Origin of the sequence: Vibrio sp. STUT-A11, assembly GCF_026000435.1 — a bacterium.
Classification (GTDB): Bacteria; Pseudomonadota; Gammaproteobacteria; order Enterobacterales; family Vibrionaceae; genus Vibrio.
Window position 1 is genome coordinate 1,669,487 of record NZ_AP026763.1, and the last position, 13,574, is coordinate 1,683,060.

Below are 13,574 nucleotides of genomic sequence, written 5' to 3' on the forward strand. Positions count from 1 at the left end.
AATAAATATTAAGAGCCGGTACTCCATGCCGATACCGGCCATCCCTACATGGAGTGAGGAATATGTCTGATCCAAAACGTGAAGCAGAGTTGAAACAGAAAAAACGTGAAAGCCGCCGAGCGGTGATTTCAAGTTATCTTGGTTCAACCGTCGAATACTATGACTTTCTGTTATACGGAAGCGCAGCAAGTCTAGTGTTTCCAGCATTGTTCTTTAGCGACTTAGACCCAAGCATGGGTATTATTCTGTCGTTTCTTACCTTGGCAACTGGCTATATTGCCAGACCAATAGGCGGGCTGCTTTTTGGTCACTTTGGCGATAAGTACGGCCGAAAGCAAATCCTGTTCATTACCCTGATGGTGATGGGGATCGTGTCTATCCTGATTGGCTTGCTACCGACGTACCAAACCATTGGTATCGCAGCGCCTATCGCTCTTCTTGCACTGAGAATTTTGCAGGGTCTGGCTGTTGGCGGGGAATGGGCTGGTGCAACCCTGATGGCGATGGAGCACTCGGGTAAAAAGTCCAAAGGTTTGGGCGCCAGTATCGCTGTTTCAGGTGGACCTTCAGGCGCTGTACTGGCGACTCTGGTTTTAGGTGGATTTTCATTAATGCCAGAAGAGCAGTTTATGAGTTGGGGCTGGCGTATACCATTCCTATTGTCGGCATTACTGGTTGTGATTGGCTTGTACATGCGTCACAGGGTCACAGAGTCACCTGACTTCGAACAGGCAAAGGCTAAAGAAGCACAACAATCAGAATCCGCTAGCGTACCTATTGTTGAGCTGTTCCGTAGTTCATCGAAAGAGATTGGCTTAGGCACTTTATCTGGCATCGCTCCACTTTTTATTCAATCCCTGTTGGCGACCTTTGCGCTTACTTACGCGGTATCCATTGGTCACAGCCGCAGCGATGCCTTATTAATGCTGACGATTGCCAATACGCTGCATATATTCACCATTCCTTTAATGGCTGCCGTTTCCGATCGCTACGGTCGTCGTCCAGTCATGCTTACTGGTGTCGTACTGGGTATGATTCTGATTTGGCCGATGTTTGAGCTGATCAGTCATGACAACCCATGGATGATGTTGCTTGGCTTTATCATCGGCAACCCAATTATTCAAGCCGTGATGTATGGACCAATGGGCGCCTTTATCAGTGAGAAGTTTACTACCCGTACTCGTTACACTGGGTTGTCGCTAACTTATCAGTTAACTTCACTCATTGGTGCTGGTTTTACGCCAATTATCGCTCAGGCCCTACTTGATCAAGCCGGTGGTGGCACAAATACACACTACATCGCGATGCTGTTCTGTGTGTTGTGTGCAGTAACGGGTATTGGTGTTTACTTATCTAAAGAAACGGCCAACGTTAAACGAGACCCGGTATCAGTACACACTAAGGCGAAAGAAGCGATATAAACACCCCAACAATGTTGTGTGCTTAAAAACCAGTCATGTGACTGGTTTTTTATTGCTGTACGGGATAACCAAAACGAATGGTATTTTCTGAAACGCCTGATTCAATTTGTTTAGCAACATCTTGTAAATCTGCCAAATAGTTTTCTGCCGCTTTCTCTATCGACATCGCTTTAGCTATGTAAACCAGGTTCAGACAGCCAAGCAAGCGGTCCTCGTCATGGATAGGAACGGCGATTGCCGCGATTTTATTTTCCTGCTGCCAGCTCTGGTTATTCTCGCCATAACCCTTTTCTCTGATATGTTGCAGTATCTTGTCTAACTCTTGTGGCTCTCTGGCCAATTGATATTCAGGGCCATCGCGTTCAGCGAGAATGGTAAGAATATTGCTCCGTTCGTTTTGCGGACAAAAAGCAAGATACGTCAGCCCGCATGCAGTTTGTAAGATAGGCAAGCGGCGTCCTACCATTGCGCGGTGAAATGATAAACGGCTGTAACGGTGTGTCGTTTCGCGGATGACCATGGCATCGACATCCAAAGTCGTAATGTCGGTGGGCCAGACCACTTTTTCTAGTAAACCTCCAAGTAAGGGAGCAGCGACTGCAGAGATCCATTGTTCATCTCGAAATCCTTCACTTAACTCTCGCACCTTCATGGTCAAACGGAAGCTATTATCCGAGTCGCTGTAACGGACATAACCCTCCCTTTTGAGGGTTTCGAGTATACGTTTGGCGGTCGTTCGGTGAATTCCACTTAACTCAGAGAGCTGACGTACGCTTGCACCACCATCAAGACGGTTAAGTATATTGAGCAGGTATAGCCCACGGGTTAACCCCTGGACGGTTTTATAGTTAGATGATTGGTCTTGGCTCATGAAAGATTACAGCTTGTTTGACGTTGCGTTCCAGAATAAATGATTTTACTGGCTAGGACGTTGCGCTATGTGGCGTTAATCCATCTTCATCTATCGGCAAAGTAGGGGAACTTGTTCGTACGGTTGCAATGCAGGATTCCCTGAAAGAGTCACTCAACGATACCTGATACCAGCGTAAAGTAATAAATCAGGATGTCATTGATTGGCATCGAGTTTAAGAAATAAGCATTGTGTTGTTAACCATGGGTTAAAACTAATTTAATGATTGCAATGACTTGGGTTAGTATGGATATAAAACAGTATAAAGGATTAATCGTTTTGTCGAAACAAGTGGTGATTTTGCTTCACGGTGTCGGAAGCAATGGTAAAGACTTAAGTGCGCTGGGTGATTTCTGGAAGCCTGTACTGCCGGATACGGTATTTTTGTCTCCTGACGCGCCGTTTCATTTTGATCAGGGTGGAGAAGGGTTTCAATGGTTTAGTCTGATTGGAGTGACGTCTGAAAATCGCCCGCAACGAATTTATCAAGCCAGAAAGAGTTTTGATGAGACGATTAACCGGATTTTCTCCGAGCAAGGCATTGATCCGGACAGAGACAAGGTCGTGTTTGTTGGCTTTTCACAGGGATCGATTATGTCTTTAGATGCGTTGGTGCGTAGTCGCTATCCGCTGGCGGGAGTTGTCGCGTTCTCGGGGCGTCTTTCTTCTCCTCAACCTCATGAAAAAAATTACCAGACACCCGTGTTTCTTGTGCACGGAAAAAGTGATCCTGTTATTCCATGGTCAGAAAGTGAAAAAGCGAAACAGCAATTGACGGACTTAGGGTTTAACGTGGAAGCTCGTTATGAAGATCACACGCAACATACTATTTCCCCAGAGGGAGCCAAGGCTGCGGCGGAATTTATTCAGAAGTGTTTTAGCGAATAATCCGTCATTTCCCAGATAACGTCGGCACTTTTACTGTGTTAGTAAAAGTGCTCAAGGGTAGGATAGTCAGACTGACTTATGCTCGCTCTAATATTCTAATTGATACACTTGCCGCAGAAGTTCGATTATCGACATCGAGCTTCTTATAAACCTGTTCGAGATGCTTGTTTACGGTTCGAGGACTCATCTCTAAAATTTGCGCGATTTCCCAGTTTGTCTTTCCAAATGAAAGCCAGTAAAGCACTTGTGATTCTCTTCTGGTTAAACCCAAATGGGTTTGAAGATCTTTCTCTGAACCGTTTTGCTTGGGCGTCGAAATACGAACCAGCGAATGGATACGGTTGTAATCACCCGCGTAACTGGCTTCTAACGGAGGAGAAAACTGTTTTAAGGTGAGTGGGGTATCTGCCGGGGACTGCATCAACCAAATGGCAATATCTTGTTGGATCTTTTGCCATGTTTCTGAAAAGTCGTCACCCAGTGAAGAAAGTAACTCCTGAGCATGAGGCGTCGCCCATTCCAGGTTCCCGTTACTGGAGACACAAAAAATATATTGTCCTGCATAATCTAAGGCAGCTTGGGCCGACTTTGCCAGACGGGCAGATTGGCTATGGACCTTGATTCGGGCGAGTACTTCATCGGGAACGACGGGTTTGGTGATGTAATCGGTGCCGCCGGATTCAAAACCACGCATGACATGTTTCGAGTCATTTAATCCCGTCATAAAGATAATAGGCGTCGAGGGTAAAAGTTCTTTTAGCCGAACACAGGTATCAAATCCATCCATCTCTGGCATGATGGCATCAAGCAAGATCACGTCGGGCTGGACTTTTTGAACAATAGTCAGTGCCTGAACACCGTTAAGCGCGACGAGTACCGTAAGCCCAGCCTGATTCAACGTGGCGTTTAACATGCTGAGAGATTCAGGCGAGTCATCCACGACCAACACTGTGATGTTATTGCTTGTTATAATGCTCATTAATCATTCCGTTTATTTGCTGGATAATATTGTTGAAGTTACATTCCTGCAGTTGTTGTTTTAGCTTCTCGAACCAATCGCTATTCCTAGTCAGACCTTGTTCAATCTTTTCTAGCTCGCTGCTCACTCCAGACATAAAACCAATTTCTGCGTATTCACGTAGCTTAACCAATTGCTCATAAGCCGGGATTGCTTGGTGCTGTACGTGCACGGTCTCCTTATTGATGTCTGATGCTTGATTACTGGTTTCATCATAAAGCCAATCAATGTCGAGTAAGCGATTGAGCTTGGCAAGCAGCATGGGTACAGAAACCGGCTTAGTTAAATAGTCATTATGGTAACGTTGTAGCTGGTTATTGGTTTCCAGTTCTTGAATGTTAGCGGATAACATCAGGATTGGTTGGCGGAAGTCTTCCTTGCGCAATTGGATCGCCAGTTGCCAGCCATTTACTTGTGGCATAAAAATATCCAGCATAAACAGATCGACATGATGCTGTTTCACCAGCTTGAGAGCCTGTGGCGCATTCTCTGCCAACAAAACATTAAAGCCCAGAGGCGTCAGAATTCGAGACATCAATTGACGTTGATCTTCGATATCGTCAACGATCATGATCGTTTTTCGGTCCCCGTTGTAGCCAATCACGGCATCGCTTAAAAGCTCCGGCTCAGGACGTCCATCTTTTACTTCTGGAAGCATCAGCTTTAATACAAATGCACTGCCGTAGTCGACTTTACTGGTGCAGGAAATTTCACCGCCCATGATCTCCGCTAAAGCATTCGAAATAGTTAATCCCAGCCCGGAGCCATGAATCGCTTCGGTCTTTTGGTTTTTAATCCGTTCGAATGGTTTAAATATCAGCCCCAAATCTTGCTCAGATAAACCAATGCCTGTGTCTTGCACTGTAAAATGCACCACCTGATTGCGATAGCTCACTTTGAAAATAATGGTGCCTGTTTCGGTATATTTGATCGCGTTGCCCAGAAGATTGATGAGTATCTGGCGTAAGCGTTGTTTGTCTGTTGCAACGAACGTCGGTAAGTAACCGAAGGTTTCAAATTCAAACTCCAGCCCTTTACGTTTTGCTTGCATGGAAAACATATCGACGAGCTGTTCCAGCAGTGCGGTGAGACTGAACTCGTCACGGTGCAGTTCTAAGCGTCCCGCTTCAATTTTTGAAATCTCTAACAAGCCTTCAATCATGTCCGACAGGTGTTTGCCATTACGTTTTAACACCTCGGCATATTGTCTTGTTTGCTTGTCCAGTTTGTTGTCCGAGCTCAGCAGTTGAGCATATCCAAGCAGGATATTTAAAGGTGTGCGTAGTTCGTGGCTTAGGCTCGCGAGGTATCGGCTTTTGGCGTTATTCGCCGTTTCTGCTGAACGTTTCGCTTGCTGCAATGCCTGAGAGGTTTTGTGGTGCGCGTTCACCTCTTTAGTCAGTAGCGCGGTATGCGATTTTAACTCTTTGACTGCAGTTCGGTTACTTGTACGAGCTAAAACGAACAACCAACTGATGATGCCAATGGGAATAAGCAGCAGAGCAAACGCATTAATTAATCCATTTGAAATGGAATCCATGTGCACTTGTTCTAGCTGTGGGATTTGAGAATATGCCAGTGCCAGAATACTTCCCATCGCTAAGCTTACTGTCAGCATAACAATGACGAAGTGTGCAATGGTTGATGAAAGCCGATTTACCCAGGTGGAAGAAAAGTAGGGCGAAAGTATCTGCTTTAATTGTGCACTAAAGGTTGCATCAGGACGGCAGTTATCATGACAGCGCACATCCAACGAGCAGCATAGTGAACAGATATGACCCCCATACGCTGGGCATAGTGCCATATCTTCATGCTCAAAGGTGTGTTCACAGACTGAGCATTGGTGTTCCTCGTCGCCACTGGATACGATGATATCGTTACGTACCAAGTAATAACGGCTCTTGGTAAGCAATGCGATGATTGGCACCGTCAGAAACGGCAACGCAAAAGCGATGTATGAGGCAAAGGCTCTGGTGGTTTCTCCGTAGAAATCGAGGTGTGCCGTAATACCGAACACGGATGCAATCAGCATAGAACCCACGCCGACTGGATTAATATCGTAGAGTTTAGAACGCTTGAACTCGATGGTTTTTGGACTCAACCCCAAAGGCTTATTGATCACCAAATCTGCGACGATTGACCCTATCCATGCCAGTACCAACACAGAGTAGACTTGCAAAGTTTGTTCAATGAGCAGATAAACGCCAAGCTCCATCAGAAGTAGGGCGATCAAAACGTTGAACACCATCCACACTACTCGGCCGGGGTGATGATGGGTGAGGCGAGAGAAAAAGTTGGACCAGGCGAGAGAACCTGCGTAAGCATTCGCCACGTTGATTTTTAACTGAGAAATAATCACGAACAGACCAGCGGCCAGTAAAGCCAGTTGGGTGTTGTCCGAGGTATAACTAAACACAGTAAAATACATATGTGCAGGATCGCCGGCAAGATTAGGCAGCACGCCGTGACTGATGGCTAACCAGGCTAGAAAGCTACCCAACACGAGCTTCATTGATCCAAAAATCATCCAACCGGGGCCGCCTAACAGCATGGCGCTCCACCATTTCAGCTTTCCGCAACGCTCTTTAGCTGGAAGGAAACGTAAAAAGTCCACTTGCTCGCCGATTTGAGCCACAACCGCAAGCAGTACTGCTGAGGCTGAGCCAAAAAGCAGCCAGTTGAACTCGACGCCAACATCGTTTACCCCTGTGTAACTCAGCCATTTATCAATCTTGGCGTCTTCATGAGTAAAAACGTAGATCAAAGGTATGATTTGCAGCATCAGCCAAATGGGTTGAGACCACATTTGAAAGCGCCCGATATTGGTAATCCCAAGTACGACAAGAGGAATAACGAGGACGGAGCTGATCACGTAAGCGATCGCCAGAGGAATATCGAACAACAATTCGATTGCCATCGACATGATCGCCGCTTCCAAAGCAAAGAAGATGAACGTGAATGAGGCGTAAATGAGCGAGGCGATGGTAGAGCCGATATAACCAAAACCCGCCCCTCGGCTAAGTAGATCAATATCAACACCGTGCTTCGCGGCGTAATAACAGATAGGTATACCAGAAAAAATGACGACCAAAGCAACAGCGAGAATCGCCCAGAGTGAATTGGTGACACCGTAATTGAGGGTGATCGTTCCACCAAGTGCTTCGAGCACCAAAAACGAAACGATACCGAGTGCGGTATTCGCAATCCAACTGGCCGACCATTTTCGTGCACGCTTAGCAGTAAAGCGCAACGCGAAATCTTCGAGTAGCTCGTTACCGACTAATTTATTGTATTTACGTCGGGTTACGGTGACTTTTTGTATAGAGATAACTCTTCATCCTTGAGAATTAACAGTGTCGTTTGAGTACAAGCACTTTTCAATTTGGTGGCTCAAACTATCAAATGCACGTCCTGTGCACCTTGTACGCGCGCAATTATAGCTCGCATTTATTTTTCCACCTATGCGTAATTATACGTAGTTTTTATGCACGAACCGCGCATATTCAAACTTTCCATTCTGGTCAATACTCAAACTCGTTCATTTAGTCAGCAGGATTTATCCATTGGATAAGTAACATCGCGACGTGAATTAGTATTTGTTATCAACAAATTAGTGAAAGGAAGAAGACAAATGAAACGGAATTTCTTGGCGACTTCGGTATTAGCGGCATCATTACTGAGTGGATACGCAATGGCAGAAGACACCATCAAGGTCGGTGTACTTCACTCTCTATCAGGCACCATGGCAATCAGTGAAACAACACTCAAAGACACGATGTTGATGCTGATTGATGAACAAAATAAAAAAGGTGGCTTACTAGGTAAAAAACTTGAGGCGGTGGTTGTGGACCCAGCTTCTGACTGGCCTTTGTTTGCGGAAAAAGCGCGCGAATTAATCTCGAAAGACAAAGTCGACGCAGTATTTGGTTGCTGGACGTCAGTGTCTCGTAAGTCTGTCCTTCCTGTTTTTGAAGAGCTCGATAGTCTATTATTCTACCCAGTTCAGTACGAGGGTGAAGAGTCTTCGAAAAACGTATTCTACACGGGAGCCGCGCCAAACCAACAAGCGGTTCCAGCGGTTGACTACCTACTTGATCAAGGCGTAGAGCGTTGGGTTTTAGCTGGAACAGATTACGTTTACCCGCGCACTACCAATAAAATTCTTGAAGCATACTTAAAAGAAAAAGGCGTGGCTGAAGCCGATATTATGATCAACTACACTCCATTTGGTCATTCTGATTGGCAGTCAATCGTTTCAGATATTAAAAAATTCGGCTCTACAGGTAAGAAAACAGCAGTGGTTTCTACCATCAACGGTGACGCTAACGTACCGTTTTATAAAGAGTTAGGTAACCAAGGTATCTCAGCAGATGACATTCCAGTAGTGGCATTCTCTGTGGGTGAAGAAGAGTTGTCCGGTATGGATACCTCCGCTTTGGTTGGCCATTTGGCGGCATGGAACTACTTCATGAGCGTTGAATCCGACGTGAATGACGAGTTCATCGAAAAATGGCACAAGTTCATCAAGAACGATGAGCGCGTAACCAACGATCCAATGGAAGCGCATTACATTGGTTTCAACATGTGGGTTGAGGCAGTGAAGAAAGCAGGTACAACCGACCCAGCTGTTGTTGGTGATGCGCTTGTCGGCGTGACCGTTCCTAACCTGACTGGCGGTTACTCCGCAATGATGCCTAACCATCACATCACTAAACCCGTTCTTATCGGCGAAATCCAAGACGATGGCCAGTTTGAAACGGTATGGAAAACGTCGGGGTTAGTGGCTGGTGATGCATGGTCGGATTTCCTTCCGGGTTCAAAAGATCTCATCTCGGATTGGCGTCAACCGTTATCTTGCGGTAACTACAACACCAAAACTGGCAAATGTTCTGGTCAAAACTTCTAAGTTGACCATCACGCTCTCATAGCAGAGTTCAATCGTTAAACGTTAGTGACAGTGCCTTTAACTCATACGTGGCACTGTCACTTATTCGAGTCTTTTGTTTATTTTTCCGTTCACTCGAGAAGAATATTCGTTTAACCAGAGGTTTGCCTACGATGTTTTACGCATCCATCTTTCTGCGACTTACACGATTTTTATATTCGACATTTTATTCAGCGTCGAGCGTTATCGTTGTTCTTTTTAGCCTTTTTTTATCTTCTCAAACTCTAGCCTCAACGACAGGGTTAGAGAGCGAGCTACAACGCCTAGCGACACGCGACTATAATCAAATCAGTCAAGCGGTTACCAACATTGGAGAGAGTGGCGACGAACGTTCAATCCAAGTTCTCGAACTCCTATTCAGTGGCGATATTTATCTTGATAAAGAATCTAAGCAACTGGTCAAAGTTGTGGAGAAAAAGGGCAGTAAATATTTAATCACGCCACTTTTTGCTGAAGAGACAGCAGAACCTCAGTTAGTCAAACGCCGCTCAGTTAAGAAAATTGGCATTAATAACCAAATTCGTGGCGAGATCAAAGCCCAGTTGGCTGCGCTGAATATTCGCCATCCCGAGCCAAGTACGCGTATCAACGCGGTCACACAGTTGATGGGTGACTTGAACGAACAAACGTATACCTTGCTAGAAAAAGCGAGACTTAGTGAAGAAGACTCGGATGTCCAACAAGTTTTAGATACAGCGCTAGCGATATATCAATTAGAACATTCGAGCGACCAAGCGGCACAAGAAAAAGCCATAGCAACGCTGGGTGATAGCTATCAGCCAACCGCGCGTAATGCACTTACCCAATTTTTAGCGACAGAGCCCAATGAAGCACTAACCAATGCGACAAACAAAGCGCTCGGTTTAATAGAACAACGAGTCAGTCTGGCACATTTTGGTGAAACCTTGTTTTTTGGTCTGAGCTTAGGTTCCGTTTTGGTGCTTGCCGCGATTGGTCTGGCGATTACGTTTGGTGTCATGGGCGTGATTAACATGGCACATGGTGAACTGATCATGCTTGGCGCTTACACAACTTATGTGATTCAAACGTTGATGCCGAATCATATTGGCTGGTCGATCGTTGTTTCGATACCTGTGGCATTTTTAGTTTCTGCAGCAGTGGGCATATTGATTGAGCGAGGTGTGATTCGCTTCTTATACGGACGACCGTTAGAGACCTTACTCGCTACATTTGGTATCAGTCTGGTTTTGCAACAGACTGTACGCACGATTTTCTCTCCACTTAACCGTTCAGTATCAACACCGGACTGGATGCAAGGTGTGATTGAAATTAACCCTCTTCTGAGTCTGACCCTTAACCGTTTCTACATCATCATCTTTTGTTTGATCGTGTTTGCGCTGCTATTTGCGGTGCTACGTTACACCCGATTGGGGATTGAAGTTCGCGCCGTTTCACAAAACCGCAGCATGGCAAGAGCAATGGGCGTGAAGTCAGAATGGGTTGATGCTATGACCTTTGGGCTTGGTTCAGGCATTGCAGGTATTGCCGGTGTCGCGCTAAGCCAACTGACCAACGTGGGACCAAATTTAGGCCAGGCGTACATCATCGATTCATTCATGGTGGTGGTATTCGGGGGCGTTGGTAACTTGTGGGGAACACTGGTCGCTGGCATGTCGTTGGGTATTGCTAACAAAGTAATGGAGCCGTGGGCAGGGGCCGTTCTGGCGAAAATCCTGGTGCTGGTATTTATCATTCTATTTATTCAGAAGAAACCCCGAGGCTTGTTCCCTCAGAAGGGTCGCTCGGCGGAGGGTTAATCATGGATCATCAATCAAAATTGTTCGATCGTTCTACACTGATGTTTTTGATTGTATTGGGCGCAGCGCTTTGCTTAATTCCAGCGCTGAACCTGTTCTTTGCAGAAGGATCTGCACTTCATATTTCGACTTACACCGTGACGTTAATGGGTAAGTATCTGACCTATGCGTTGCTGGCCGTCGCAGTGGATCTGGTTTGGGGCTATTTGGGTATTCTCAGCTTAGGTCACGCCGCCTTTTTCGCGCTGGGTGGTTATGCGATGGGTATGTATCTGATGCGTCAGATTGGCGACCGCGGTGTGTATGGTAACCCAGAACTACCGGACTTCATGGTTTTCCTTAACTGGCAGGAGTTGCCATGGTTCTGGCATGGTTTTGACCAGTTCTGGTTTGCAATGTTAATGGTGGTATTGGCACCTGGACTTCTCGCATTTGTATTTGGCTGGTTTGCATTTCGTTCTCGTGTAACGGGTGTTTATCTATCCATTATCACTCAGGCACTGACGTATGCCTTACTGCTGGCGTTCTTCCGTAATGAGATGGGCTTTGGTGGTAACAATGGCTTAACTGACTTTAAAGATATCTTAGGCTTTGATTTGCAAGCAGACGCGACACGCTTGACGCTGTTTGCGTTATCAGGCATTGCTCTTGGACTAGGGTACATGGCTTGTCGATTCATTGTTGTTAGCCGACTAGGCCGAGTAGCCATGGCCGTTCGTGATGCTGAAGCACGTACTCGTTTCACTGGCTACAAAGTGGAATACGTAAAGTTAGCTATCTTCACTTTTTCTGCGGTACTCGCTGGCATTGCCGGTGCGTTGTATGTCCCTCAGGTAGGCATCATCAACCCATCAGAATTTTCTCCGATTAACTCAATTGAACTCGTCGTGTGGGTGGCACTTGGCGGACGTGCAACATTGTACGGTGCAGTGGTTGGTGCGTTGGCAGTCAATTACGCTAAAACCTACTTAACCGCAGCGCTTCCAGAAGTGTGGTTGTTTAGCTTGGGGGCAATGTTCGTTCTGGTCACGCTGTTCCTGCCTAAAGGAGTAACCGGCTTAATCAAACGTAAAGAGGTGCATTCATGAGTATTTTAAGCCTTGCCAAAGAGCTCACTGACCGCGAGCACGTTTATGAGTTTATGAAGCCACAAGTTAACCCGATGCTCAAGGTCGGCCACGGTTGCTTGTTGTATCTAGAAGGTATTAGCGTGTCGTTTGATGGTTTTAAAGCAATCAATGACCTTAATCTCTACATCAAAGAAGGTGAGTTACGCTGCATCATTGGCCCTAATGGCGCAGGCAAAACCACCATGATGGACATCATTACGGGTAAAACCCGACCGGATACCGGCACCGCGTGGTTCGGGCAAAACATTAATTTGTTGCAAATGAGTGAGCCTGAAATTGCACAAGCAGGTATCGGCCGTAAATTCCAGAAGCCGACGGTGTTTGAGTCTCAATCGGTATTTCACAACTTAGAGTTGGCGATGGCTGGGGCAAAAACGGTGTTTTCAACGCTGTTTGCCACACTAACGCCAAGCCAGGTGGATCACATCGATCACGTACTCAAGCAAATAGGTTTGTACGATCAGCGTGCTTTATTGGCTGGCGCATTATCTCATGGTCAGAAACAGTGGCTGGAAATCGGCATGCTGCTGATGCAAAACCCGAAACTGCTGCTGGTTGATGAGCCTGTAGCGGGGATGACCCACCAAGAGATGGACAGAACGGGTGAACTGCTAACGTCATTAGCGGGTGAACGAACGATTGTGCTGGTTGAACACGATATGGATTTTGTCCGCTCGATAGCGCGTGATGTAACGGTTTTACACCAAGGAAGCGTATTGGCTGAAGGCACGATGGATCAAGTTCAAAGCAACCGCAAGGTCGTTGAAGTCTACCTTGGAGAAGAAGCATGATTGAGATTAAAGGATTAAATCAGTTCTATGGACAGAGCCACACGTTGTGGGACCTCGACATGCAGATACCAGAAGGTAAGTGCACCGTTCTGATGGGACGCAATGGCGTAGGTAAAACGACGTTGTTGCAATGCATCATGGGCTTGCTGCCAACCAAAAGCGGTGAGATTAACTTCTTAGGACAAAACATCACCAAAATGGCCGCAGAGAAGCGCGCGCCAATCGGGATAGGTTATGTACCGCAAGGTCGTCAGATCTTTCCGTTGCTGACGGTAGAAGAGAATCTACGTATTGGCTTACCGATGCGCAAAGATGGAGCCAGACAAGTTCCGGAATTTATCTATGAGCTTTTCCCTGTATTGAAGGAGATGCTTCACCGTCGTGGTGGCGATTTATCCGGCGGACAACAGCAACAGCTTGCGATTGGTCGCGCCTTGGTAATTGACCCTAAGCTACTTATTCTGGACGAACCAACGGAAGGTATTCAGCCCAATGTCGTCGCTGAAATTGGCGATATCATCCGCCGTCTGAATAAAGAAATTGGCCTGACCGTGTTGCTCGTTGAACAGAAATTACCATTCGCGCGTAAAGTTGCAGACAACTTCTGCATCATTGATCGTGGTCGTCAGGTAGCGATGGGTGAGATGGACGCACTCGATGATACGTTAGTTAAGAAATACCTGACGGTGTAAG

At 46.3% G+C, this 13,574-nt stretch carries 10 protein-coding genes; 7 read left to right on the plus strand and 3 right to left on the minus strand.

What is annotated here, in order from left to right; translation table 11 throughout:
* Window positions 1-62: 62 nt before the first annotated feature.
* Window positions 63-1,421: an MFS transporter gene (locus OO774_RS07990; RefSeq protein WP_264906014.1), complete on the plus strand. Its 1,359-nt coding sequence runs from the start codon at window positions 63-65 to the stop codon at window positions 1,419-1,421.
* A gap of 49 nt (window positions 1,422-1,470) precedes the next feature.
* Here the strand turns inward: OO774_RS07990 and OO774_RS07995 are convergent, their stop codons facing one another.
* Window positions 1,471-2,292 carry a DNA-binding transcriptional regulator gene (locus tag OO774_RS07995; protein WP_264906015.1) on the minus strand — a complete coding sequence of 274 codons (822 nt, stop codon included), beginning with the start codon at window positions 2,290-2,292 and terminating at the stop codon, window positions 1,471-1,473.
* Between the two features lie 285 nt (window positions 2,293-2,577).
* Between OO774_RS07995 and OO774_RS08000 the strand changes: the two genes are divergently transcribed.
* Window positions 2,578-3,219, plus strand: coding sequence for a dienelactone hydrolase family protein (locus OO774_RS08000; RefSeq protein ID WP_264906016.1), 642 nt, complete (start codon window positions 2,578-2,580; stop codon window positions 3,217-3,219).
* Between the two features lie 76 nt (window positions 3,220-3,295).
* On the opposite strand, the gene OO774_RS08005 is transcribed toward OO774_RS08000, so the two are convergent.
* Window positions 3,296-4,198: a response regulator gene (locus OO774_RS08005; RefSeq protein WP_264906017.1), complete on the minus strand. Its 903-nt coding sequence runs from the start codon at window positions 4,196-4,198 to the stop codon at window positions 3,296-3,298.
* The gene (locus tag OO774_RS08010) at window positions 4,176-7,487 is read right to left on the minus strand and encodes an ATP-binding protein (RefSeq protein ID WP_264906019.1); all 3,312 of its coding nucleotides are present in this window, start codon (window positions 7,485-7,487) and stop codon (window positions 4,176-4,178) included. Before OO774_RS08010 ends, OO774_RS08005 begins: the two co-directional genes overlap by 23 nt.
* 381 nt (window positions 7,488-7,868) lie before the next feature.
* Here OO774_RS08010 and urtA point away from each other — a divergent pair, with 381 nt between their 5' ends.
* The 5 genes from urtA to urtE all read left to right on the plus strand — a co-directional run bounded on the left by urtA (window position 7,869) and on the right by urtE (window position 13,573).
* Window positions 7,869-9,143, plus strand: coding sequence for an urea ABC transporter substrate-binding protein (urtA, locus tag OO774_RS08015; RefSeq protein ID WP_264906020.1), 1,275 nt, complete (start codon window positions 7,869-7,871; stop codon window positions 9,141-9,143).
* A gap of 152 nt (window positions 9,144-9,295) precedes the next feature.
* Complete coding sequence (gene urtB, locus OO774_RS08020) at window positions 9,296-10,960, plus strand: urea ABC transporter permease subunit UrtB (RefSeq protein ID WP_264906021.1); 1,665 nt, start codon at window positions 9,296-9,298, stop codon at window positions 10,958-10,960.
* Between the two features lie 2 nt (window positions 10,961-10,962).
* A complete protein-coding gene (gene urtC, locus OO774_RS08025; protein WP_264906022.1) occupies window positions 10,963-12,048 on the plus strand; it encodes an urea ABC transporter permease subunit UrtC in 1,086 nt (361 codons plus the stop codon).
* Entirely contained in the window at window positions 12,045-12,881 is an 837-nt protein-coding gene (urtD, locus tag OO774_RS08030) for an urea ABC transporter ATP-binding protein UrtD (RefSeq protein WP_264906023.1), read from the plus strand. Before urtC ends, urtD begins: the two co-directional genes overlap by 4 nt.
* Entirely contained in the window at window positions 12,878-13,573 is a 696-nt protein-coding gene (gene urtE / locus OO774_RS08035; RefSeq protein WP_264906025.1) for an urea ABC transporter ATP-binding subunit UrtE, read from the plus strand. Before urtD ends, urtE begins: the two co-directional genes overlap by 4 nt.
* Window position 13,574: the final 1 nt, after the last annotated feature.